Below are 23,816 nucleotides of genomic sequence, written 5' to 3'. Positions count from 1 at the left end.
GATTGCTGGCAGTCTTGGCGGCATGACCATGAGCATCTCGATCACCCTTGACGACGATCTCGGCGAGGATCTTGTCGCCGCCGTCGCTGGTGGCAACCGGTCGGCTCTGGTCGCTCAGGCGATCCGCGAACACCTCGACCGTCGTGCCGTCGACGCCGCTGCTGCCTGGCACGCCTCCCTCACCGGCGAGGAGGCTGCGGCGTTCGCGGAATTCAACCTTGCACGGTAGCCCCAGCAGGCGTTCTCACAGCAGTACGCGGGCCGGGGCGGGCGCTCACTGGTAGGGGTCGCGCCCCGGCCCGCGTACTGCTGCGGTCGCCGCCTGGGCGATCTCGGCCACCGCCCCGGCCGGCAGATAGACCCGGGAGGTCGCGTTGCCGCGCGGCGTCAGCAGTCCGGCGCGGGTCAGCGCCTGGACGTCGCGGATGGCCTGGTCGCGGCTGAGACCTTCGTCCTGCTGATAAGTGGTCCGCCGTAGCTCGCCAGCGGCGGCGGCGTAGAGCGCCGAGACGACCCGTCCGGGCAGGCCCTTCTGCTCGGTGAGGCGTTCCAGATCGTTCCACAGTCGAACTGCCCACTCGGAGCGCCGTTTCACCCGCTGCGCCTGCCGGTGATGCGCCGCCAGGACGAATCGCAGCCAGGGGTGGGCGTCGCGATCAGGTTGGAAGCTGCCGTCCTGAGCGGACCGCAGTGCCTCGTAGTACTGGACCGTGTTGATCTGCTCGCCCAGCCACTCCTCGATCGAGGAGAACTCGGCGGCGAGTTCCCCGGTGCGGGCCAGCACGAGGGTGTGCAGGGCGCGGGCCGTGCGCCCGTTGCCGTCGCGCCAGGGGTGGATGCTGACCAGGTTCAGGTGTGCCATCGCCGCTCGCGCGTACGCCGGCGCGTCGAGGTCGCCGTGGCGGAGCCATTCGACCAGTTCGCCCATCAGCCCGGAGACCCGTTCCGCGTCCGGGCCGGTGTACACGGGCTCCAGCGGGTCGGCACTGGTTACGAAGATCCCGCCGGTCCGATAACGGCCAGGCCACTTCGCCGGCTGATACTTGGTGATCATGAAGTGCAAGGCCGAGAGCAGCGTCTGCGAGTATTCGAAGAAGTCCAACTCAGGTGTCTGCTGCACGTACGTCATCGCGTCGCGGTAGCCGACGACCGCCTGGCGGACCTCGTCGCTGGTCTCCGCCGACATGGGTGCCTGCTCGACGAGCGCTCGGGCGTCCGAACCGCTGATCGTGATGTGCTCGATGGTGTTCGAGCCCTGGATCGCGGCGGCGAACAGGCTCCGCCGCAGTTGGCCCGCCCAGCGTGGGGTGGACCGTAGCTGCAGCCGCAGGTCGGCACGCATCTGGTCCAACTCATGCAGGACCTGCCGGTCAGCGCCGTCGAGCCGAGGCATCGCGTAGATCATGCCACCATGCTACAAGAGTAGTAGCATGTGCGATGGTCAAGGTAGCCAGCCGGGGCGGACCAGGCCGGCCTCGTACGCGAACACGACCAGCTGGGCGCGGTCCCGGGCACCGAGCTTCACCATCGCCCGCGACACATGCGTCTTCGCCGTCGCCGGACTGACCACCAGCCGTACGGCGATCTCGTCGTTGGACAGTCCGGTGCCGACCAACGCCACCACCTCCCGTTCCCGGTCGGTCAGCTCGGCCAGCCGCCGGGGCGCGGCCGGAGTGGCCGTCCGGGCGGCGAACTGCTCGATCACCCGCCGGGTCACGCTCGGCGACAGCAGACCATCTCCGGCTGCCACCACCCGTACCCCCTGGATCAGCTCGGCCGGCTGCGTGTTCTTCACCAGGAACCCGGCGGCCCCGGCGCGCAGCGCCTCGCCGACGTACTCGTCCAGCTCGAACGTGGTCAGCACGATGATCCGTACCTCGTCCAGCTGCGGGTCGGCGGCGATCTGGCGGGTGGCGGTCAACCCGTCCACCCCGGGCATCCGGATGTCCATCAGGACCACGTCAGGTCGGGTCTGCCCGGCCAACCGAACCGCCTGCGCGCCGTCGCCGGCCTCACCGACGACCTCGATGTCCGGCTCCGCCGCCAACAGTGCCCGGAACCCGGCCCGGACCAGCACCTGATCGTCGACCAACAGCACCCGGATCACGAAGCAACCTCCTCCGGCGACGAGTCAGGATCCAGCGGCAGGTGGGCCCGTACCCGCCAACCGCCGATGCCGTCCGGCGCGGGACCGGCGGTCACCTCGCCGCCCAGCGCGGCGGCCCGCTCCCGCATCCCGGTGATCCCGTTGCCAGCCGGAGCAGGAGCCTGGGACGCAGCCGGCCCCGGCGCACCGGCGCCGCCGCCGTCGTCATCGATCTGGAGCATCACCGCATCCTGTCGGTATCCGATGGTGACGGTGGCGGCGGCACCCGGGCCGGCGTGCCGCCGCACGTTGGTCAACGCCTCCTGCACGATCCGGTACGCCGCCCGGTCCACGGCGGCCGGCAGCGGCCGGGCCGTACCGTCGATCACCGTCCGGGTCGGCACCGCCGCGTCGTCGGTCAGCTCGCCGAGCCGGTCCAGCCCCGGCGCGGGGGCACGCGGCGCGGCCTCGCCGCGCGGGTAGAGCGTGTCGAGCATCGCGCGGACCTCGCGCAACGCCTCCGCGCTGGACTGCGCGATCGCCTCCAACGCCGCGCGGGCCTGTTCCGGGTCGCGGTCCATCAGGTGCAGACCGACCCCGGCCCGTACGTTGATCAGCGACAGATGATGCCCGAGTACGTCGTGCAGCTCGGCGGCGATCCGCAGCCGTTGCTCGGTGGCCCGGCGGCGCTGCCGCTCCTCGGAGAGCCGGCGCTGCTCCGCGACGCCCTCGCGGACCCGGTCGGCGACGAGGGTGCCGATCTCGGTGACCAGCCCGGCGGCGACGATCAGCGCCACCGCCAGCATCGCCTGCCGCGGCGTCGCCCCGGCGACCAGCACCCAGATGCCGTACGCCGTCACCGCCGCCACCCCGACGAGCCAGCGGTGGCCGGCAGCGCGCGCCGCCGACGCGGCGATCATCGGTGCCAGCAGCGTCACCCCGGCCGGCTGGTCCAGCAGGTGGTACGCCAGGGTCGCGGCGACCACGATCAGGAAGTTGCGCCGCGGGAACCGGTGCCGGTCGGCCAGCGCCAGCCCGCTGAACACCAGCAGCGCGTACCCGATGATCCCGACGCCGCCGGACTGCCAGCTGGCGGCGATCGCGGTGCCGACCGGCTGCCCGACCGCGGTCAGCACCGCCAGGCCCGGTCCGGGCCGCGACGGCGGTCGCTCGTCGGGTGCCGTCACGTCGGCATCTGGGCTCGACCGGCTCATCCCCGCACTGTAGGCCGGCCGGCATTGAGGGCGGCAGCCCCGACGGAGGCAGTCCGGCGTACGCCCGGGGGAGTAGGCCGTCGCCGCGCTACCGCGTCGGGCGCAGTCGTGGTGCCGCCGCCGCACCGACGCACTGCCCCGGCCTTCGCCGACACGCTGTGTCCACCAGCGAATCCAGTGAGGAGAATCAGCGATGAAGGCGATCGTTCAGGACCGGTACGGCTCTCCCGACGTGCTGCGGTGGCGCGACGTCGACACCCCGATCCCCGGCGATGGTGAGGTGCTGGTGCGGGTGCACGCCAGCTCGGTCAACGCGTACGACTGGCACGCGATGCGCGGCGACCCGTACCTGGCCCGGTTGTCGTTCGGGCAGCGCCGGCCCCGCGCGGCCGTGCGCGGTCAGGACTTCGCCGGCCGGGTCGAGGCGGTCGGCCGGGCGGTGACCCGGTTCCGCCCCGGTGACGAGGTGTACGGCGAGGCCGGCCCAGCCGGCGGCGCGTTCGCCGAGTACCTCTGCGTGACGGAGAACCTGGTCGAGACGAAACCGGCGAACCTGAGTTTCGCGCAGGCGGCGGCGGTGCCGCTGGCCGCCACCACCGCCCTGGTCTGCCTGCGGGACGCCGCCGACCTGCGGGCCGGGCAGCACGTCCTGGTCAACGGGGCGTCCGGCGGGGTCGGCACCTTCGCGGTGCAGCTGGCCAAGACGTACGGGGCGCAGGTGACGGCGGTGTGCCGGACCCGCAACGTCGAGTTGGTCCGGTCGCTCGGTGCCGACCACGTCGTCGACTACACCCGGGACGATTTCACCCGTACCGATGCCGTCGCGGCCGGCTGCCGCTACGACGTACTGCTCGACCTGGTCGGCAACCGGTCGTTGGCTGACTGCCGGCAGGTGCTGACCAGGGACGGGACGCTGGTGCTGTGCGGCGGCGGAGTGTCGACCGGCGGCAGCCTGCTCGGGCCGTTGGCGCTGTTCATCCGGGCCCGGATCGTGGCAGGCTTCGTCCGCCAGCGCATTGTCGCGCCGATGGCGACGGCCGGCCAGGGGCACCTGGCGACGCTGCGGGATCTGGTCGAGGCGGGCAAGGTGGCCCCGGTCGTCGACCGGACGTTCCGGTTGAGCGAGGTGCCGGACGCGATTCGGTATGTCGAGACGGAACACGCCCGAGCCAAGGTCGTCGTCACCATGTGATTGCCAGGCAGGAGATGGAGCGGACCGCGGCGGTCGACGGTCCGGCATATCCTTCGTGGATGGTGACGGGGTGGCGTGTGGCGACGAGTCGGATGGGCGAGCGCCTGGTCCTGGCCCCGGCGGTGCCACCGCGCTGCTCGGCAAGCTGAGCGCCGCCGGCACCGGGCAGGCGTTGGAGGCGTACGGCTGGGCGAAGCTGTTCGCGCCGCTCGGCGTCGAGCAGTTCCACTGGACGGCCGGCGACGACGGGGTGGCCTCGCCCGCGTCCGGGCTGCGCCTCACCCCGCGCGACCTGGCCCAGCCAGTCGAGCAGGGGAGTGACCGACGACGGGCTCACCGAACAGTTTTGCGTTCTTGACAACATTTCTATTCGGTGGCAGCCTGGGTCGCATGTTGGACGTAGCGGTGATCGAGGACCCAGCGGCGGCCGAGGCCTCACTCGATCCGATCCGGGCCCGGATCCTCGCCGAGCTGGCCGAGCCTGCTTCGGCGACCATGCTCGCCGCCCGGATCGGCCTGCCCCGACAGAAGGTCAACTACCACCTGAAAGCGCTGGAGCAGCACGGCCTGGTCGAGTTGGTCGAGCAGCGGCGCAAGGGCAACGTCACCGAGCGGATCATGCGGGCCACCGCCGGAGCGTACGTGATCTCGCCGGCCGCGCTCGCCGCCGTCGCGCCGGACCCAGCCCAGGCCCCCGACCGGCTCTCCGCCCGCTGGTTGCTCGCCCTCGCCGCCCGGCTGGTCCGCGACGTCGGCGCACTGCTCACCGGCGCGGAGCGGGCGAACAAGCGGGTCGCGACCTTCGCTGTCGACGGCGAGATCCGCTTCGCCTCGGCCGCCGACCGGGCCGCCTTCGCCGAGGAGTTGACCAACACGGTCACCGCCCTGGTCGCGAGATACCACGATGAAACGATCCCCGGTGGCCGGTCGCACCGCCTCGTCGTCGCCCTGCACCCGAGCGCCGAGACGCCGAGCACCGGAACCGCACAGGAAGGCTGAGCCCGCGATGGGACACGAATTCGAGCTACGCAAGGAAATCGAGCTGCCGGCAACGCCGGAGCAGGTGTGGGACGCCATCGCCACCGGCCCCGGACTCGACTCCTGGTTCATGGGCCGCAGCGAGATCGAGCCCCGGGAGGGCGGCACGGCACGCCTCACCATCGCCGGGCACACCGACGAGGCCACCATCGTCGGCTGGGAACCAGGCAAGCGGTTCGCCGACCGTACCGCCACCGCCGACGACGGCTCGTTCATGGCCACCGAATACCTCATCGAAGGCCGCGACCAGGGCAGCACTGTGCTGCGGATGGTGCAGAGCGGCGTACTCGGCGACAACTGGGAGACCGAGTACGAGGCGATGACGGTCGGCTGGGACCTCTACCTGGGCACCCTCGCCGCGTACCTGCGGTATTTCCCGGGCCGGACGGCGATCCCGGTGACCGTGCTGCGGCCCGGTGCCGGCGACCCGGACCGGGTGTGGCCGGCGGTCGCCGCCGCCGTCGGCGGCACCCACCCGCTCACCGAAGGTACGCCGGTGCGCCTCGCGGTACCCGGCGCGGCATCGATCGACGGCGTCGTCGACCTGAGTACGCCGTCGGCGTTCCTCGGCGTACGCACCGCCGGTGGGCTCTACCGCTTCGTCCACTCCGGCGAGGAACGCGGCGACGTGCTCTTCCTCAGCCACCACGTCTTCGACCCCGACGCCGAACCGGTCCACACCGAGCAGTCCTGGCAGCGATGGCTGGACCAGCTGCCGACCTCGTGACCGCCACCAGCCATCCGAAAGGTCGTCATCCGATGCGTAGACTCATCGTCAACACCTTCCTCACTCTCGACGGCGTCATGCAGGCACCCGGCGGACCCGGCGAGGACGACGACGGCGGATTCCGCCACGGCGGCTGGTCGGTCACCTACTGGGACGAGCTGATGGGCCAGACCATGGGTGCGACCATGGGCGTCCCCTTCGACATGGTCCTCGGCCGCCGCACGTACGACATCTTCGCCGCCCACTGGCCGAATGCCCCGGAAGAGGACGCCAAGCCGCTCAACGACGCCACCAAGTACGTCGCCTCCCGCGGCCGGCCTGCCCTGCGGTGGCGCAACTCGACGCTGATCGACGGCGACGTGGCCGAGGGTGTCGCCGCGCTCAAGCGCACCGACGGCCCCGAGCTGCAGGTGCATGGCAGCGCCGACCTGCTGCAGACGCTGGTCCGGCACGGCCTCGTCGACGAGTTCCGGATCTGGACCTTCCCGGTCGTCGTCGGACCCGGCAAGCGGCTGTTCGGCGACGGCACGGTACCGACGGCGTTGCGGCTGGTCGGCAGTTCGGTATCCAGCACCGGCGTGCTGATGTGCACCTACCAGCCGGCCGGCGAGATCGCGACCGGCTCCTTCGCCCTGGACTGACCCGCCGTGGCCAAGGATTACGGTCGGGCGAAATCGGGAAAAGCAGCCGCATGACGCAGCCAGCGGCACCCGAGACGTACCCGCCGATCAACCCGACCGAGCCGGTGCCGGACGACCCGGGGGAGCTGTCCCCGGACACCCCGGACACGCTGCCCCCGGCTCCGGTCGAGCCGGAGCCGATCCCGGAGACGCCGATCTACGACGATCCGGACGGCCCCGGACCGGTGCCCGAGCCGGCCTAGCCCGACGACACCCGACGACCCCCGACGACGCCCGACGACCCCGACGACACCCACGACGCCCGACGACCGGCAACCGGATCAGCTGCCCTTCGGATGCCAGACGGTCTTGGTCTCCAGGAACGTGGTCATCCGCCGGGTACCCGGGTCGGCCAGCCAGTCGATCGGACCGGCCGCCGGGCGTAGCACCCGCTTGAGGTTGCCGGCGGCGGCCCGCTCCAGCTCGGTCGCCACCTCCGGATCGGCCACGCCGGTCAAGTCGAGCGCGTCGACGTCCAGGTGCCCGGCCAGCCACGGCGCGGTCTCGGCGACCGCGCCGGTCAGGATGTTGACCACTCCGCCGGGCAGGTCGGACGTGGCCAGCACCTCGGCCAAGGTGACCGCCGCCAACGGCCCGGTCGGCGAGGCCAGCACCACCGCCGTGTTGCCGCTGACGATCACCGGAGCGACCACGCTGACCAGGCCGAGCAGCGAAGGCTCGGCCGGCGCGACGACCCCGACCACTCCGGTCGGCTCCGGTGTCGACAGGTTGAAGTACGGCCCGGCGACCGGATTCGCGCCGCCGAACGCCTGGGGAAGCTTGTCCGACCAACCGGCGTACCAGACCCAGCGGTCGATCGCCGCGTCGACCTCACCGGCCGGCTCGCCGAGCGCCACGAACTGCTCGCGGCGGCCCTCCAGCATCTCGGCGACCCGGTAGAGGATCTGACCCCGGTTGTACGCGGTCGCGCCCGACCAGCCCTTCACCGCCGCCCGCGCGGCGACCACCGCGTCTCGGAGGTCCTTGCGCGAGGCGAGCGCCACGTTGGAGTCCTGCACCTGGTATGTCCGTCCCGACTCGCTGCGCGGGAACTTCCCGCCGATGAACAGCTTGTACGTCTTGCGTACGGCAACCCGCGCCGGCCCGGCGGCCACGGCAGCACTGTCAGACATCGAGGTACGCCTCCAACCCGTGCCGGCCGCCCTCACGGCCGTAGCCCGACTCCTGGTAGCCGCCGAACGGCGACGTCGGGTCGAACTTGTTGAACGTGTTCGCCCACACCACCCCGGCGCGCAGCCGGTCGGCGGCCCACAGCACCCGGGAACCCTTCTCCGACCAGATCCCGGCCGACAACCCGTACGGCGTGTTGTTGGCCTTGGCGATGGCCTCGTCCGGGGTGCGGAAGGTCAACACGGACAGCACCGGGCCGAAGATCTCCTCGCGGGCGATCCGGTGCGCCTGGCTGACCCCGGTGAACAGGGTCGGCGCGAACCAGAAGCCCTGCTCGGGCAGCTCGCACGGCGGCGACCAGGCCTGCGCGCCCTCGTCGCTGCCGGCGGCGGTCAGGGTACGGATCCGGTCCAGTTGGGCGGCCGAGTTGATCGCCCCGACGTCGGTGTTCTTGTCCAGCGGATCACCGACGCGCAGCCGGGCCATCCGCCGCTTCAACGACTCCAGCAGCGGCTCGGCGATCGACTCCTGGACCAGCAGCCGGGAACCGGCGCAGCAGACGTGGCCCTGGTTGAAGAAGATGCCGTCGACGATGCCTTCGACGGCCTGATCGATCGGGGCGTCGTCGAAGACGATGTTGGCGGCCTTGCCGCCCAGCTCCAGGGTCAGCTTCTTGCGGCTGCCGGCGACCGCACGGGCGATCTGCCGACCGACGTCGGTGGAGCCGGTGAAGGCGACCTTGTCGATGTCGGCGTGGGCGACGACGGCCTGCCCGGTGGCACCGGCCCCGGTGACGATGTTGACCACACCGGGCGGCAGGTCGGCCTGCTGGCAGATCTCGGCGAACAACAGCGCGGTCAGCGGGGTCGTCTCGGCCGGTTTGAGCACCACCGTGTTGCCGGCGGCCAGCGCCGGGGCGATCTTCCAGGCCAGCATCAGCAGCGGGAAGTTCCACGGGATGACCTGGCCGGCGACGCCGAGCGGGCGCGGGTCCGGGCCGAAGCCGGCGTACGGCAGTTTGTCGGCCCAACCGGCGTAGTAGAAGAAGTGCGCCGACGCCAGCGGCAGGTCGACGTCGCGGGACTCCCGGATCGGTTTGCCGTTGTCCAGGGATTCGAGTACGGCCAGCTCGCGGCTGCGTTCGGCGAGCGCTCGGGCGATCCGGAACAGGTACTTGGCCCGGTCGCGGCCAGGCATCGGACCCCAGACCCGCTGGTACGCCGTACGCGCGGCGGCCACCGCCCGGTCGACGTCGCCCGCGCCGGCCTCGGCGACCTCGGCGAGCACCTCCTCGGTCGCCGGGTTGACGCTCTTGAACGCGCCGCCGTCGACCGGGTCGACGAACTCGCCGCCGATGAACAGGCCGTACGACTCGCGGAGGGTGACGATCGCGCGGGATTCGGGTGCGGGTGCGTAGTCGAACACGCTCATCAGTCCAGGGTGACGTAGTCGGGACCGGAGTAGACCCCGGTGGTGAGCTTCGACCGCTGCATCAGCAGGTCGTTGAGCAGGGTGGAGGCGCCGAACCGGAACAGGTCCGGGGTGAGCCAGTCCGCGCCGACGGTTTCGTTGACCAGGACCAGATATTTGATCGCGTCCTTGGTGGTGCGGATGCCGCCGGCCGGTTTGACGCCGATCCGCCGCCCGGTGACGGCGTGGAAGTCCCGGACCGCCTCCAGCATGATCAACGTGACCGGCAGGGTCGCGGCGACCGGCACCTTGCCGGTGGAGGTCTTGATGAAGTCGCCGCCGGCCAGCATCGCCAGCCAGGAGGCGCGGCGTACGTTGTCGTAGGTGGACAGCTCCCCGGTCTCCAGGATGACCTTGAGGTGGGCGTCGCCGCAGGCCTGCTTGACCGCGACGATCTCGGTGTACACCTCGTGGTAGCGGCCGGCGAGGAACGCCCCCCGGTTGATCACCATGTCGATCTCGTCGGCGCCGGCGTCGACGGCGGCGGCCGTGTCGGCGAGCTTGACGGCCAGCGGTGCCTGCCCGGACGGGAACGCGGTCGCCACGCTGGCCAGGTGGACGCCGGAGCCGGCGAGCGCGGCGGCGGCGGTCGGCACCATCGCCGGGTAGACACAGACGGCGGCGACCGGCGGGCAGCCGGGGTCGGTCGGATCGGGGCGGCGGGCCTTGGCACACAGCGACCGGACCTTGCCCGGAGTGTCGGCGCCTTCCAGGGTGGTCAGGTCGACCATCCGGATCGCCAGGTCGATCGCCTGCGCCTTGGCGGTGGTCTTGATCGACCGGGTGCCGAGCATGGCGGCCCGCTGCTGCGCCCCGATCTGGTCGACGCCCGGCAGACCGTGCAGAAACGCCCGCAGGGTCGCTGCGCTGTGTCCCACCTCGGCCAGATCATGGCGCCCGGGTGTCGATGTGGTCACCGCTGTCATGCGTGTGAGTCTACGTCGCCGGCCATTTGACGATCTTGATCGTCGGCCGATCAGACGAGCAGACTTAACTGTGCCGTTGGCTTACCGTTACATCATGTTGAACCCGGTGACCCACCGTCCCTGACGTGCGAGCAGTGCACTTCACCGATACGTACCTGCCCCGCCGCGACGGGGTGGTCACCTCGCTGCGGACTCTGGCGGCGGCGTTGACCGACGCGGGGCATCCCGGGCTGATCGTGGTGCCCCGGCACCCGGATCAGCCGGCCGAACCGGACGTACTGCGGCTGCGTGCGCTGCCCTGCGGAGTCGCCGACCTGCGGCTGTCACCGTGGCTGCTGCGCGGTGCCGCCGCCACCGGCACGATCGCCGAGATCGCCGCGGTCGCCCCGGACGTGGTGCACGTACACACCCCGGGGCCGGTCGGGCTGCTCGGCGTCCTCACCGCGCGCCGGCTCGGCCTGCCGCTGGTGCAGACCTACCACACCGACCTGCACGCGTACGCCGACGCCTATCGGGTGCCGGCGCGGGCGCTCAGCGCCGGGGTACGGCTGTACGCCCGCCGACTCGGCGTACCGCGTCCGGCACCGTCACCGGCGACCAGCCACGGCCCCGCGCACGCCCACGGCCCCGCGCACGCCCACGGCCCCGCGCACAGCCATCAGCACGGCAGCGGGAAGATCCACGGTCACACCCGCGACCACCGGCCGCTGGCCAGCGGTGCGGTCGCCCGCCGCCGCGCGGCCATGGACGCCACCAACACGCTGCTGCTCGGCGGTGCCGACGCGGTCGTCGTACCGACCCGGGCGGTGCTGGACCGAATTCACCTGCCGGTACCCGCCGACCGGGTGCACCTGGTGCCGACCGGGGTCGCTCCCCGGCGTACCACCGCCCGCGAGGTCAACGCATTCCGGTACGGGCACGGCATCGCGCCCAGCGACCGGGTGGTGCTCTACGTCGGCCGGATCAACCGGGAAAAAGGCATCGACCTGCTGATCGCGGCGTTCGGCCGGATTCTGGCCGGCTGCCCGGCGGCCCGCCTGGTGCTGGTCGGCGCGCTGTACGAACCCCGCTGGCTGGCCGGGCTGCTGCGGGAGCTCGACCCCCGGGTGTCCGCCCGGATCGTCCTCACCGGTCAGCAGAGCCCGGCGGTGGTGGCTGCCGCGTACGGCGCCGCCGAGGTGTTCGCGTTCGCCTCCCAGACCGATACCCAGGCGCTGGTGCTGCAGGAGGCCGGCCTGGCCGGCGTACCGGTGGTCCTGGTCGACCGCGCGCTGCACGCGCACGGTGCCCTGGCCGGTGCCGCGCTGCGCACCGACCCGGAAGCCGGCGCGCTCGCCGCCGGCGTGCTGCGGCTGCTGCTCGACCCGGACGCGGCCCGCCGGCAGGCCGCCACGGCCGCCGCCCGGGCCGCCGAGCACACCCCGGCCCGGTACGCCGAGGCGATCCGTGAGGTGTATGCGTCCGCCGCCGGACTGGCTAGTAGGTTCAACGACCGTGGACGTACTCGTAGTTGAGCATCCCCTCGCCCAGTCCCGGCTGACCGCGATGCGCGACGCCCGGACCGACTCGGCGGCGTTCCGCGCCGCGCTGCACGAACTCACCACCATGCTGGTGTACGAGGCGGCCCGTTCCTTCCCGGTGGAGTCCTACCCGGTGACCACGCCGGTGGCACCGACCGACGGGATCCGGCTGGCCAACCCGCCGCTGCTGGTCCCGGTGCTGCGCGCCGGCCTCGGCATGGCCGACTCGGCGCTGGCGTTGCTGCCGGAGTCGTCGATGGGCTTCGTCGGGCTGGCCCGCGACGAGGAGACCTTCGAACCCCGGGCCTATCTGGAGTCGCTGCCGGTGGAGCTGACCGGCATCCCGGTGCTGGTGCTCGATCCGATGCTGGCGACCGGCGGTTCGCTGGAGCACTGCTGCCGGCTGCTCGTCGACCGGGGATGCACCGACGTCACGGTGATCTGCGCGCTCGCCGCGCCGGCGGGCATCGAGCGGCTGGAGCGATCCGGGTTGCCGTTGCGGCTGGTGACCGCGTCGATCGACGAACGGCTCAACGACAAGATGTTCATCGTGCCAGGACTCGGCGACGCCGGTGACCGCCAGTTCGGCGGCATGCCCCGGTTCTGAGTGGACGGGCCACCGTCGCCGATTGCCTGGCTCAACCGGCGGCGGTCCAGCTCCAGCTGGTCGCGGCCCCGTCGGCGAACGGCATGACACCGTGGAACACGGTCGGCTCGGCGGCGAAGACCAGCGGCAGGAAGTGCCGGTCGCTGGGCCACATCGGCACCCGACCGGCCAGTACGTCGGCCAGGTCGCTCCAGACCAGCGTCCCCTCCGGACAGGTGTCGTGTGGCTGGCCGGACCAGGCCGGGATCCGGAACAGGAAGCCGAACCAGTTCTCCCCGTTGCGGCCGAAGCCGGGCCAGGAGACGGTGCCGGCCAGCTCCACCCGCTCGCACTCCAGCCCGGACTCCTCCCGGACCTCGCGGCGCATCCCGCTGACCACGTCCTCGCCGGGTTCGAGCTTGCCGCCGAGCCCGTTGTGGTAGCCGTAGTGGATGTCGTCCGGGCGGGTGTCTCGGCGCAGCATCAGGACCTGCTTACCGTCTGCCGAGAGTACGTAGCCCAGGGTTGCGATGATCGCCTGCACCTGGCCACTCTAGGTGACCTGGATTCGGCAGCTGTCCGGGCCGGTCAGCCGCAGCGCCGGCCGGCGAGTGCCTCCGGACGGGACAGGTCCGGCTCGCGCCAATCGGGGTAGCGGGTCTCCTGGTGCGGAACCTCGGCTGCCGGGGCGAGCTCCGCCGGGGCGAGCTCCGCCGGGGCGAGCTCCGCCGGGGCGAGCTCCGCCGGGACGAGTTCCGTCGGGGCGGGTTCGGCAGGGCCGAGCTCCGCCGGGACGAGTCGGACCAGTGGGCCCGCCGGGAAACGACCGACCGGCGGGCGCAGCAACCGCTGGGCGAGTTCGGTGGCGGTGAACGGTGCCCGGGTGGCGGCGACCTCCTCGGCAACCTCGTACGGTGACCTGACCGGCAGGTACCGGGTCAGAAAGTCGTCCGCCAGCTGGCTGACCCGCGGCTCGGGGTGGACCAGGCGGAAGGCGTCATGGTCGCGCTCGTCGAGCAGCCGGTGCAGCCGCAGCGGCGTGGCCCGATCAGCGAGGTTCGCCGTCAGCCGGCGGAGTTCGCCGGGTACGCCGGTCCCGCGCAGAAACGACCACGGGTGGTGCAGCGTACGGACCAGCGACACGTCGTCGGGTTGGGCGAACTGGTGGCACCGGATCCGGTCCACCAGATCCGGCACACTGGCGCAGATCTCGGCGAGGGTGCAGCGGCGCAGCGGCAGCGGCAGATCGGTCGGCGCGGGCGCGTCGACCGTACGGTCGAACTGGTCGAGGATCACCTGCCGGCAGACCTCGGTGACCGGTGCGGCGTCGTCGGTCAGGACGAGCTTGGGAACTCCGTTGGCGTGGAAGAAGGTCTCCCGAGTGACCGGCCGGCCGAAGAAGACGCCGTCGGGCAGGTAGAGGAACCGTTCGGCCAGCCCGTCGATGTCGTGCAGCGTCGACTCGATCGCGTACGGGTTGAAGGTGGGCGCGACCGCGCGGCCGTCGAGCAGGTCGCGGTGGTCGACCACCGTCAGCCGGGGATGCTCCACATCGAGCCAGGTCGGTACCTGGCCTGCGGTGACCAGGAAGATCCGCCGGATCCAGGGGGCGTGCAGGTGCACGGAGCGCAGCAGATGCCGCAGCTCTTCGGTGCTGGTCCAGCCGATGGCCGGCACGGTCGGCGGTGTCGGCCGGTGGCGTGCCGCCCGGCTGCGCTCCGGCCCGGGTACGGCGGCGGAGGCCGGGCCGGCCGACCCGGCCGACCCGGCCAGGGCGCGTTGGCGCCGAAGCCGCCAGCGGGGGTCGGTGGTGTCGGTCCAGCAGCAGACCAGATCGACCGGGAAGTTCGGCCACCGGGCGGATCGCCGCGCGAAAGCGGGCCGGGTCAGGTGCGGGGCGATCGGGTCGTCCGGCGCGAAGGCGGTGACGTCGGACTCGGCCACCCGTACCGGGGCGGGGTCGGCGGGTACCACGCGGGCACACTCGTTGGGTCGGGGGGCACGCAGTTGCCCGCCCTCCTGGGTGGACCAGAACTCGATGTCGCAGGCGGTGGTGGCACCGTAGGCGAGTTCGCCGGACGAACCGGTCACCGGTTGGAACGCCCGCAGGACCGGTGCCCGCCGCCACCGGCGGGACAACCGGGGGCGCGGGCGCGGACCCCGTACCGGGTAGGTCTGGTCGGGCCGTACCGGCGTGGGCGGCGCGAACAGCAGCCCGGCGGTGGCGTCCAGCGCCTGGAGCGCGGCGGCGCGGGCGCTGTCCGGTACGCCGACCCGACTGCGGAGACCGGAACTGGCCGGGATGACGAAGTGGTCGACTCCGGCCCGGGTGAGCGCTGCGGTCACCAGGTGCAGGTTTCGTTGGTGGGCGGCCAGTGGGGTGACGTCGTCGTCGACGACGGCCGAGACGACCCGACCGTCCACGATCGTCCAGCGGTGGATCGGCTCGGCCGTCCGATGCCGTGGTGGGCGCAGCGTACGGGCCAGCCAGCAGAGGGTGACCCGGCCGGGATGGTGGATCAGCCGGAGCAGGGGAACCTGCCGGTGGAACGGGAGCAGCGCGTACCGGCGGCCCTGTGTCGTAGCGGTCAACGGTTCGAGACAGCGGCGAGCCAGCATACCTAGTCAACGATTAGAAATCCGGTATGGTCGCGCCTGTCAAATTATCCGGACATCACCACAAGTTGAGGGCGGCGGCGGTCTCCGTTCGCAGCGCCCGTACGGCCGCGCCGGCCCGCTCCCGCGCCTGCGCGACGTCGCCGTCGACCACCGGCTCAACCACTTCCAGGTAGGCCTTGAGCTTCGGCTCCGTCCCTGATGGACGGACGACCACCCGGGCGGCGGCGGTCCGTACGACGACCACGTCGGCACCGGGCCGCAGGTCCTCGAACGAGGTCACCGGCTCGTCCAGCAGGGTGGCCGGTCGATGAGACCGGAGGTATGCCATCGCGCGGGCGATCTCGTCGAGGTCGTCGACCCGGACCGACAACTGGTCGGTCTGGTGGACGCCGAACTCCGCCGCCAGTTCGTCCAGCCGGTCGAGCAGGTCACGTCCGCCGGCCTTGAGCCGCGCCGCCAGTTCCGCGACGGCCAACGCGGCGGTGACACCGTCCTTGTCCCGGACGTGCCACGGCGCGACGCAGTAGCCCAACGCCTCCTCGTAGCCGAAGACCAACGGGATCCGCTCGTCGTCGTCACCGGCCCGCACGATCCATTTGAAGCCGGTCAGGGTCTCGGCGTACGGCTCCTCGCGGGCCGCGCACAAGGCTCGCAGCAGCGACGACGAGACGATCGTGGTGGCGTAGCGGCCGTGCCGGCCGCCGCGCAGCAGATGGTCGGCGAGCAGGACGCCGAGTTCGTCGCCGCGCAGCATCCGCCACCCGGCCGCCGTGCCCGACCCGTCGGCGGACCGGGCACCAGACCCGGCCCGCACCGGTACGGCGACGGCGCACCGGTCGGCGTCCGGGTCGTTGGCGATGGCGAGATCCGCGTCGTGCTCGCTGGCCAGCGCGATCACCCGGTCCATCGCGCCGGGCTCCTCCGGGTTGGGGAACGCCACGGTCGGGAAGTCCGGATCGGGATCGGCCTGTTCGGCCACGACCAGCGGCGGCGCGAAACCGGCCCCGACGAACGCCGCCCGCAGCACCTCGCCGCCGACCCCGTGCAGCGGGGTGTACGCCACGGTCAAGGTCCGCGCCGTGGTCGGTTCCACCACGGCGGCGGCACCTCGCAGGTAACTGGCCAGCACCTCTTCGTCGAGGCTCTTGCCCGGGCCGCCCAACGGCACCTCGGCGAGCGTGCCGACCGCCCGGATCGCGGCTTCGATCTCCTGATCGGCGGGGGGCACGATCTGCGCGCCGGTGCCCGCCACGCCGCCGAGCGCCGCACCGAGGTAGACCTTGTAGCCGTTGTCCTGCGGCGGATTGTGACTCGCCGTCACCATCACCCCGGCGACGGCGTCCAGGGCTCGTACCGCGTGGGCCAGGACCGGGGTCGGCAGTGGGCGGGGCAACAGGTAGGCGTCCCGTCCGGCGCCGGTGGCGACCTCGGCGGTACGGATCGCGAACGCGCGGGAACCGTGCCGGGCGTCATAGCCGACGATCAGCGGACCACCCGCGCCGGCGGCGGCCAGCCAGGTGACCAGGCCGGCGGCGGCGCGGGTGACCACCTTGAGATTCATCCCGTTGGGGCCGGCCCGCAGCGGACCCCGTAGCCCGGCGGTGCCGAACGTCAACGGCCCGGCGAACCGGTCGGCCAACTCGGTGGCGCTGGCGGGCAACCGGCCCAGCAGCTCGCGCAGCTCGGCGCGGGCCGCCGGGTCCGGGTCGTCAGCGAGCCAGGTCTCGACCTGGGTACGCAGCGCGTCGGGGTCCAGCGCCGGCATGGTGTCAGCCCGCGTCGGTGAGCTGGAAGGACCGGACCATCTCGTCGAAGATCGGTTTGCTCTCCTCGAATCTGGCGTCGGTCGTCGTCAGGTAGAACGAGTACGCCTTGCCGTTGGCGACGATGGCCCGCCACACCCCGTGCCGCTTTCCGTCGCCTTCACCGCAGGTGTACTCGAACTGGGCGGCCTCCCGCCCGTCCAGTTCGACCTCGCCGGTCATGCCGAGCTGGACGTACGGCCGTGCGCAGGATTTCGACTTGGGGTTCTTCAGACCGTTCTCGGCGACCTCGGCCCAGCGTTGCGGGCCGGAGCCGAACGGCTCGACCACGATCCGTACCCGGCGGCCCTTGTCTTCCGGGTCGGTGAAGTCGACGAACAACCCGCCGGACCCCTTTTCCCAGGTCTCGGGGACGTTGACGCTGACGCCGCGCTCGTCGACTGTCTTGGTGGCGAACGCCGGTGCCGGTTCGGCGGTGGGTTGCGGTATCGACAAGGTCGGACCGGCCGGGTCCTCGTCGCCGCCGTTGAACAGCAGCGTCGAGGCGAGCAGGATCAGCAGGGTGACGCCGGCGGCCGCGCCGACCTGGATCTTGCGGTCCCAGCCTTTGATCGTGGTGACCATCGTGGTGCTGGTCTGTCGGGCACCGGCCACTGCCCGGTCCAGCATCGCCCCGGCGGTGGTGCCGATCGTCTTCGGCTGGTCCGACGGTGGCGACGACCAGCCGGGTGGTCCGTCGCTCCAGGGCTGAGCCGGCATCGCCCCGGTCGGGGTGATCAGGGCGTCACTGCCCGTATCGCCGTGCCGAGTGGTCGGCGCCGCCGGCCCGGCCGGACTGGTCGGATGTCCGGGCTGGGCCGGGTATCCGGGTCGGTGGGCGTGCGGCGCCTGCTGTCCCCGGGGCCCGGGCACACCCGCTGGGCTGACCGGCCCGACGTGCTGGGTCGGTCCGGCGGGGCTGACCGGTCCGGCCTGCTGGTTCGGGTTGGCGTTGGCGAGACCGGCGGCCGACCACTGGGCGGCGGACGGCATCTGCCGGCCAGCCTTGCGCAGCTCGGCGAGCCGGTCGGTGAGCGACTCGTTGGGGCCGATCATCGCCCGGCCGCCGATCTGGCCGGTCGGCTGCGGCGCGGCCGGTGCCGGTGCCGGTGGGGCCTGCTGCTGCCAGCTCGGCGGGCGCTGGACCGCGACCACGGCGTACGGATCGGTCACCAGGTTGGCCGGCGCCTTGCTGGCCAGCGGGCCGGCGAGCAGTTCGCGCAGCATGCTGCGGGCGGTCGGTACGTCGAACCGCCGGGCCGGGTCCTTCTCCAGCAGGCCGAACAGCACCTCGGTGAGTGGGCCGGAGCGGACCGGCGCCGCCGGGGGATCCTCGACGACGGCGTGCATGGTCTCGATCGGGTCGCCCTTGTCGAACGGGGGCCGACCTTCCACGGCGGTGTAGAGCGTCACGCCGAGGGAGAACAGGTCGCTCGGTGGTCCGAAGTCCTGGCCCATCGCCCGCTCCGGGGAGATGAAGTGCGGGGAGCCGAGCACCATCCCGGGCGTGGTGAGCTGCACGTCGGTGGGCATCCGGGCGACGCCGAAGTCGGTGAGCACGCAGCGACCGTCGGAGCAGATCAGGACGTTGGCCGGCTTGACGTCGCGGTGCAGCACGCCGACCGCGTGGGCGACCTCCAGCGCGCCGAGCAACGCGATGCCGATCTTGGCGACGGCGCGCTGCGCGATCGGCCCGTCCTCGATCACCATGTCCGCCAGGCTGCGGGCGTCCAGCAGTTCCATCACGATCCACGGGCGCCCGGCTTCGGTCACCACGTCGTAGACCTGGACCACGGCCGGGTGCTGCAGCGCGGCGGCCGCGCGGGCCTCGCGCAGGGTGCGTTCGTACATCGCGTCACGGTCGGAGGGGGCCAGTCCCGGGGGAAGGACGACCTCCTTGACCGCCACGTCGCGCCTGAGCAGGGTGTCGGAGGCTCGCCAGACGGTGCCCATGCCACCGTGCCCGACAGCGGCACGTAGCGAATACCGGCCACCGATGGTGGTGCCGGGTGCGGCTCGTGCGCTGGTAGAGCTAACTGGTCCGCCACTCCACGTCGGAATCTGAGTCACAGGAAATGCCGCCGAGAGAATTGAGGGGCCGGGGAAGCAACCCCTCTATCTTGCTGGGTCCTCCGCCCGAACGAAAGCCACGGGCCGAGGTTGGTCAGAAGTCCACTCTGTGTGGTTGTGTGATAGCCCAATGTACATCGGATCGGACTCTCGGTACCGAACCACTCACCGTGCCGGAACGTCTTTCGGGCGTGCGGTCCGACGCCGGGTCGTGGTCCGCGCGCGCGACGATCGCAGGCTCCGGTGGTACGAAGATCAAGAGTCGGATATCTGTCAGTTCTCGGTCGAACCGACAACCGGCTGGCCGCGTCGACCGTTACCCCCCGTAGGAGGTGTGGGACCCATGGCTGCCTTCGATAGTGACAATCGGGGCGGACCGCAGCGGTCTGAACGCCTCTACCAGGCATTCCATGACAATACGCGATGCGGTCACTACCCGAATGATGTTGCGCAGCGTTACCGTCCCCGGTCTACGCTGTCGGGGTCCCATCCCATCCACAGTGATCGAGAATCTGACGTGACGAGTGCGTTGACGTTGCCTACCGGCAGCGAGATGGCGTCGTCCTGGCCCGATCCGCTGCCAGGTACCCAACCCCTGCCAGTCGGGCTGGACAAGTTGCTCGACGCTCGCAGCCCAGAACTGACCGCGATCCGGCGACACCTGCACGCCCACCCGGAACTGTCCGGCCACGAGTTCGAGACCGCCGCCTACGTCGCCCACCAACTCTCCGCCATGGGACTCACCGCCCGACTCCTGCCCAAGGGCAACGGCGTCATCTGCGACATCGACGCCGGCATGGCGCACGGACCCGTACTCGCGCTGCGCGCCGACATCGACGCGCTGCCGCTGACCGACGTCAAGGACGTGCCGTACCGGTCGACCGTCGCGGGAGTCTGTCACGCGTGCGGGCACGATGTGCACACGACCGTACTGCTCGGCACCGGCATGCTGCTCGCCGAACTCGCCGCCCGTGGCGAGCTCCGCCAGCGGGTCCGGCTCATCTTCCAGCCGGCCGAGGAAATCCTGCCCTGCGGCTCCCTGGAGGTGATCGCCGCCGGCGGACTGGAGGACGTCACGCAGATCTTCGCCCTGCACTGTGACCCCAACCTGCCGGTTGGCCAGGTCGGTCTGCGGGTCGGACCGATCACCGCGGCGGCGGACAACATCAGCGTGCGGCTGTCCGGACCCGGCGGACACACCGCCCGCCCCCACCTGACCGTCGACCTGGTCAACGCCCTCGGCCGCCTCGTCACCGAGGTCCCCGCCCTGGTCAACCGCCGGGTCCCGGCCAACTCCGGGTTGCTGCTGGTCTTCGGGCAGGCGTCCGCCGGCACCCAGTACAACGTGATCCCCAACGAGGCCAGCGCCGCCGGCACCCTGCGGGTACTGGACCGCCCCACCTGGAACGCGGCACCGGAGATCGTCACCCAGATCATCCGCGAGGTGGTCGCCCCGACCGGGGCCACCGTCGACATCGAATATCTGCGCGGCCGGCCGCCGGTGATCAACGACGCGGCGGCGATCGGCGTACTCACCGCCGCCACCAGCGCAGCCCTGGGAACCGCCGCTGTCGCCGACACCCCGCAGAGCATGGGCGGCGAAGACTTCTCCTGGTATCTGGAGTACGTGCCGGGTGCCCTGGCGCGTCTCGGCGTCGGTCGGTCCGAACCCGGCAGCGACCTGCACCGGGCCTCGTTCGACGTGGACGAGCGGGCGATCGCGGTCGGCGCACGACTGCTCGTGCACACCGTGCTGCAGGCCGCCGAGGCGGACTGAACTCTCGTCGAGAGCCGCGCACGCAGGGGGCGGACCGCGCTCGGCCCGCCCCCGTAACGACCGTCGCCGCCGGACGGCCGTCACCGCGTCTGCGGCGTCACCGCGTCTGCGGGTCCTTGCTTTCCGCGTCGGTCGGTTCACGCGGCGTAGGTGTCGCCGGTGCCGGTGCCGGTGCCGGTGCCGGTGCCGGTGCCGGATCGGTCCGCGCGGTGGCGGACAGCGCCGGCTCGGCCCGGCGCGACCGCCCGGTGGACCGGCGCAACAGCCACACCACCACCAGCACCGGTACGCCGAGCGCGACCAGCCAGGGCAGCAGCGCCCCGAGCACCGTGACCAGCACCCGCAACGAGGCGACGAACGCGTCCCAGCCGGCGGCCAGACCAGCCAGGAAACCGAGCCCCGGCTCGTCGTCGGCCGGAGGGGTGTCCGGGCCGACGAGTTCGACGGTCACCCGGGACAGCGCGGTGAGATCGGCCAGGTGCCGCTTCTTCGCCTCCAGCGACGCCAGGTCCGCCTCCCGCTTGGCCAGTTCACTTTCCAGCATCACCAGGTCGGCGAGGGTTTCGGCGCGGGCCAGCAGGGCGCGACCACTGCGTACCCGCGCCTCCTGGGTGGCGATCCGGGCGTCCAGGTCGATCACCTCCTCGGTGACGTCCTGGGTGCTCAGCTCCCGGTGTTCCTCCTCGCCCAGCCGGGACAGCCGGTCGATCACCGCGTCGAACTCGGCCGCCGGCACCCGCAGCTCCAGCGTCGCGCGGGCGTGCGAGTCGTACTCCGATCGCTGGTCGCGGCCGACGAAACCGCCGACGGAGCTGGCGATCGTCGCCGCCTCGCCGGCCTTCGCCGTCACGTCCTCGACCCGTACGGTGATCGACCCGGCGTAGATGATCGACCGGGAGTCGACCAGCAGATCGACCGGCGGGGCCCCGTCCGGCTGCGCTGCGGCGCCCTCCCTGGCGGCGTCCTCACCACCGCCGCCCGCCTCTTCCTGGGCCGGACGGCCCTCCGCGAAGGGGGCCGCCGCCGGGGCGTCCGCCTGCGACGCCATCTCACCCGAGTCGCCACCGGACTGATCCGTCGCCGAGCATCCGGCCACCGTCAGTAGTCCGACGAGCGCCGCCACCGTCACGGTGCCGGCGAGCCGTCCGTGGCCCTGCCGACGTCGTTGCCTACCGTTCGCTATCAAAGGGTTCTCCTCGCGTTCGTTTCACGTTGCCGCCCGTTGTCGCTCAGACGCGCGGCGCGCGGTCAGCGGTTCCGGCAGACTGCGAACCGGCGGATCACGATTCGGTTGTCAAGGAGTCACGATGCGATTGACCAAGTTCGGCCATTCCTGCGTACGGCTGGAAAACGACGGTGCCGTACTGGTGATCGATCCCGGCGCGTTCAGCGAACCGGCCGCGCTCGACGGCGTCGACGCCGTCCTCGTCACCCACGAACACTTCGACCACCTCGACGTCGACCAGCTCGCCGACGCGCTGGCCCGCCGGCCCGCCGTGACCATCCACACCCATCCGGCCGTACGGTCCAAGCTGGAGTCCTTCGGCGACGTCGTGCGTACGGTCGAGTCGGGGGACAGCTTCGAGGCGGCCGGGATGCCGGTACGGGCGTACGGCGGTTGGCACGCCGAGATCCACCCGGACGTTCCACGCGTGCCCAACCTGGGATTCCTCGTCGCCGATTCGGTCTACCATCCGGGGGACTCGTTCGACGTGCCGGCCGACGCCGAGGTGGACACCCTGTTCGTGCCGGTGTCGGCACCCTGGCTCAAGCTCGCCGAGGCGGTCGACTTCGTCCGGTCCGTCGCACCCCGCCGGGCGATCGCCCTGCACGACGGCCTGCTCAACGACGCCGGACACACGGTGACCGACGGCAACATGACCACACTGGCCGGCTGCGAGTACGCTCGCCTGCCAGCCGGGACCACATTGCGCTGAGCGGAGGCGACACGGCGTGACGGAGGCACCCACGGAGGTGGTGCGGCAGCTTTACACGCTGCCACCGGGGCGGTTCGTCGCGGTCCGTACCGATGCGGTGGCGACCGCCCGGTCCACGGACCCGGCCGCCGCGCGGGCGATCGCCGGACTCCGCAAGCCGACGGTGGCCGCCTGGCTGGTCAATCTGCTCGCCTGGCACCGGGCCGACCTGGTCGGTGGCCTGGTGGAGTTGGCCGGCGAACTGCGGGCCGCGCAGCGCGACCTGCAGGGCTCGGCGCTGCGAGAACTCTCCGGCCGCCGCCGGGCGTTGATCGAAGCGCTGGTCGCCGAGGCGAGAACCCTGGCGGTCGAGCAGGATCCGGCGACCGCCGCCGGCAAGCTGCCGCTGGCCGAGGTCGAGGCGACCCTGTCGGCGAGCCTGGCCGACGAGTCGATCGCGGCGCAGGTACGTTCCGGGCGGTTGATCCGGGCCGTCGACTACGCCGGGTTCGGCGAGGTGCCGCGTCCCCGGCTGCGGCTGGTCGGCCCGGACGACGAGGTCGCCCCGGCACCGGCCGCGTCCGACCGATCCCGGGCCGAGCAGGCCGCGCCCAGCACGTCCCGGGCCGAGCAGGGCCCGCCCGGCACGTCCCGGGCCGAGCAGGCGCGGGCCGAACGCGCGCAGCGGGAACTCGACCGCCGCCGCGACCGGCTCACCGCCGAACTCGACACCGCACGGGCCGATCAGCGCGCCGCCCAGGCGGACGTCGCCCGAGCCGCCGCCGCCGAACACGACGCCGCCGAAGCGGTCGCCGAGGCACAGCGGACGGTGGCTGAGTGGGAGCGCCGACGCTCCGCCGCCGAGCAGGAACTCGCCCGCCGCAAGGTGGCGCGCAAGACGGCCGAACGGGCGGCCACCGCCGCCCGGCGCTACGTCGGCGACGTACAGGCCGCGTTGGAAGACCTGTCGGGACAGGGGCCGGACCGGTGACGGTGACGTCGATCGGGCGGGTGAAGGGCGGATCGCGGTGAATCCGGATCAGGCAGCCGGTGCGTGCCGGC

General features: G+C 72.0%; 23 protein-coding genes. 12 read left to right on the top strand and 11 right to left on the bottom strand.

All coding sequences use genetic code 11. From position 1 onward, the window contains the following. Nucleotides 1-22 precede the first annotated feature (22 nt). Complete coding sequence (locus O7632_RS28005; protein ID WP_278118638.1) at nucleotides 23-229, top strand: hypothetical protein; 207 nt, start codon at nucleotides 23-25, stop codon at nucleotides 227-229. Between the two features lie 45 nt (nucleotides 230-274). Here the strand turns inward: O7632_RS28005 and O7632_RS28000 are convergent, their stop codons facing one another. From O7632_RS28000 to O7632_RS27990, 3 genes are read right to left on the bottom strand one after another with little or no spacing between them, the layout of a single operon-like run. Continuing rightward, the gene (locus tag O7632_RS28000) at nucleotides 275-1,405 is read right to left on the bottom strand and encodes a Fic family protein (RefSeq protein ID WP_278118636.1); all 1,131 of its coding nucleotides are present in this window, start codon (nucleotides 1,403-1,405) and stop codon (nucleotides 275-277) included. Between the two features lie 36 nt (nucleotides 1,406-1,441). Continuing rightward, nucleotides 1,442-2,107, bottom strand: a complete 666-nt coding sequence (locus O7632_RS27995; RefSeq protein ID WP_278118634.1) for a response regulator transcription factor — start codon at nucleotides 2,105-2,107, stop codon at nucleotides 1,442-1,444. Then, entirely contained in the window at nucleotides 2,104-3,300 is a 1,197-nt protein-coding gene (locus O7632_RS27990) for a histidine kinase (protein ID WP_278118632.1), read from the bottom strand. Before O7632_RS27990 ends, O7632_RS27995 begins: the two co-directional genes overlap by 4 nt. Before the next feature lie 193 nt (nucleotides 3,301-3,493). On the opposite strand from O7632_RS27990, the gene O7632_RS27985 reads away from it, so the two are divergent. The 6 genes from O7632_RS27985 to O7632_RS27960 are packed head-to-tail and all read left to right on the top strand — an operon-like array spanning nucleotide 3,494 to nucleotide 7,140. Further along, nucleotides 3,494-4,492, top strand: a complete 999-nt coding sequence (locus tag O7632_RS27985; protein ID WP_278118631.1) for an NAD(P)-dependent alcohol dehydrogenase — start codon at nucleotides 3,494-3,496, stop codon at nucleotides 4,490-4,492. Nucleotides 4,493-4,547: 55 nt separating this feature from the next. Further along, nucleotides 4,548-4,850: a hypothetical protein gene (locus tag O7632_RS27980; protein WP_278118629.1), complete on the top strand. Its 303-nt coding sequence runs from the start codon at nucleotides 4,548-4,550 to the stop codon at nucleotides 4,848-4,850. Between the two features lie 32 nt (nucleotides 4,851-4,882). Next, a complete protein-coding gene (locus O7632_RS27975) occupies nucleotides 4,883-5,491 on the top strand; it encodes a helix-turn-helix domain-containing protein (RefSeq protein WP_278118628.1) in 609 nt (202 codons plus the stop codon). A 7-nt stretch (nucleotides 5,492-5,498) separates the two neighbouring features. Next, complete coding sequence (locus O7632_RS27970; protein WP_278118626.1) at nucleotides 5,499-6,257, top strand: SRPBCC domain-containing protein; 759 nt, start codon at nucleotides 5,499-5,501, stop codon at nucleotides 6,255-6,257. 32 nt (nucleotides 6,258-6,289) lie between these two features. After that, a complete protein-coding gene (locus O7632_RS27965; RefSeq protein ID WP_278118624.1) occupies nucleotides 6,290-6,898 on the top strand; it encodes a dihydrofolate reductase family protein in 609 nt (202 codons plus the stop codon). A 50-nt stretch (nucleotides 6,899-6,948) separates the two neighbouring features. After that, complete coding sequence (locus O7632_RS27960; protein WP_278118622.1) at nucleotides 6,949-7,140, top strand: hypothetical protein; 192 nt, start codon at nucleotides 6,949-6,951, stop codon at nucleotides 7,138-7,140. Nucleotides 7,141-7,218: 78 nt separating this feature from the next. Here O7632_RS27960 and O7632_RS27955 read toward each other — a convergent pair whose 3' ends face one another. From O7632_RS27955 to deoC, 3 genes are read right to left on the bottom strand one after another with little or no spacing between them, the layout of a single operon-like run. Further along, a complete protein-coding gene (locus tag O7632_RS27955; RefSeq protein WP_278118620.1) occupies nucleotides 7,219-8,070 on the bottom strand; it encodes an aldehyde dehydrogenase family protein in 852 nt (283 codons plus the stop codon). Beyond that, nucleotides 8,063-9,493 carry an aldehyde dehydrogenase family protein gene (locus O7632_RS27950; RefSeq protein ID WP_278120454.1) on the bottom strand — a complete coding sequence of 477 codons (1,431 nt, stop codon included), beginning with the start codon at nucleotides 9,491-9,493 and terminating at the stop codon, nucleotides 8,063-8,065. Before O7632_RS27950 ends, O7632_RS27955 begins: the two co-directional genes overlap by 8 nt. A gap of 5 nt (nucleotides 9,494-9,498) precedes the next feature. Further along, the gene (gene deoC, locus O7632_RS27945; protein ID WP_278118618.1) at nucleotides 9,499-10,464 is read right to left on the bottom strand and encodes a deoxyribose-phosphate aldolase; all 966 of its coding nucleotides are present in this window, start codon (nucleotides 10,462-10,464) and stop codon (nucleotides 9,499-9,501) included. A 125-nt stretch (nucleotides 10,465-10,589) separates the two neighbouring features. On the opposite strand from deoC, the gene O7632_RS27940 reads away from it, so the two are divergent. Both O7632_RS27940 and upp read left to right on the top strand, forming a co-directional pair. Further along, nucleotides 10,590-11,978 (top strand): glycosyltransferase, encoded by a 1,389-nt coding sequence (locus tag O7632_RS27940; RefSeq protein ID WP_278118616.1) that lies wholly within the window; start codon nucleotides 10,590-10,592, stop codon nucleotides 11,976-11,978. Beyond that, nucleotides 11,959-12,591: a uracil phosphoribosyltransferase gene (gene upp, locus O7632_RS27935; protein WP_278118614.1), complete on the top strand. Its 633-nt coding sequence runs from the start codon at nucleotides 11,959-11,961 to the stop codon at nucleotides 12,589-12,591. Before O7632_RS27940 ends, upp begins: the two co-directional genes overlap by 20 nt. A gap of 31 nt (nucleotides 12,592-12,622) precedes the next feature. Here upp and O7632_RS27930 read toward each other — a convergent pair whose 3' ends face one another. From O7632_RS27930 to O7632_RS27915, 4 genes are all read right to left on the bottom strand, one after another. Next, a complete protein-coding gene (locus O7632_RS27930) occupies nucleotides 12,623-13,114 on the bottom strand; it encodes an 8-oxo-dGTP diphosphatase (RefSeq protein WP_278118612.1) in 492 nt (163 codons plus the stop codon). Between the two features lie 44 nt (nucleotides 13,115-13,158). Further along, on the bottom strand, nucleotides 13,159-15,162 hold the full coding sequence (locus O7632_RS27925; protein ID WP_278118611.1) for a hypothetical protein: 2,004 nt from the start codon (nucleotides 15,160-15,162) through the stop codon (nucleotides 13,159-13,161). A gap of 82 nt (nucleotides 15,163-15,244) precedes the next feature. Then, nucleotides 15,245-16,954: a phospho-sugar mutase gene (locus tag O7632_RS27920; RefSeq protein ID WP_278118609.1), complete on the bottom strand. Its 1,710-nt coding sequence runs from the start codon at nucleotides 16,952-16,954 to the stop codon at nucleotides 15,245-15,247. A 4-nt stretch (nucleotides 16,955-16,958) separates the two neighbouring features. Next, entirely contained in the window at nucleotides 16,959-19,061 is a 2,103-nt protein-coding gene (locus O7632_RS27915; RefSeq protein ID WP_278118608.1) for a protein kinase, read from the bottom strand. Nucleotides 19,062-19,578: 517 nt separating this feature from the next. Here O7632_RS27915 and O7632_RS27910 point away from each other — a divergent pair. Next, on the top strand, nucleotides 19,579-20,838 hold the full coding sequence (locus O7632_RS27910) for an amidohydrolase (protein ID WP_278118606.1): 1,260 nt from the start codon (nucleotides 19,579-19,581) through the stop codon (nucleotides 20,836-20,838). Nucleotides 20,839-20,935: 97 nt separating this feature from the next. On the opposite strand, the gene O7632_RS27905 is transcribed toward O7632_RS27910, so the two are convergent. Further along, nucleotides 20,936-22,024: a DUF4349 domain-containing protein gene (locus O7632_RS27905; RefSeq protein WP_278118604.1), complete on the bottom strand. Its 1,089-nt coding sequence runs from the start codon at nucleotides 22,022-22,024 to the stop codon at nucleotides 20,936-20,938. A 121-nt stretch (nucleotides 22,025-22,145) separates the two neighbouring features. On the opposite strand from O7632_RS27905, the gene O7632_RS27900 reads away from it, so the two are divergent. Together O7632_RS27900 and O7632_RS27895 are read left to right on the top strand one after the other, a co-directional pair. Then, nucleotides 22,146-22,775, top strand: coding sequence for an MBL fold metallo-hydrolase (locus O7632_RS27900; RefSeq protein WP_278118602.1), 630 nt, complete (start codon nucleotides 22,146-22,148; stop codon nucleotides 22,773-22,775). 16 nt (nucleotides 22,776-22,791) lie between these two features. Continuing rightward, on the top strand, nucleotides 22,792-23,745 hold the full coding sequence (locus O7632_RS27895) for a hypothetical protein (protein WP_278118600.1): 954 nt from the start codon (nucleotides 22,792-22,794) through the stop codon (nucleotides 23,743-23,745). Nucleotides 23,746-23,816 lie beyond the last annotated feature (71 nt).

The sequence above is a fragment of the Solwaraspora sp. WMMD406 genome, from assembly GCF_029626025.1.
In the GTDB taxonomy this organism is placed as follows: domain Bacteria; phylum Actinomycetota; class Actinomycetes; order Mycobacteriales; family Micromonosporaceae; genus Micromonospora_E.
Note: the sequence above shows the minus strand (reverse complement) of the source record. Positions and strands in the feature narration are given on the sequence as shown.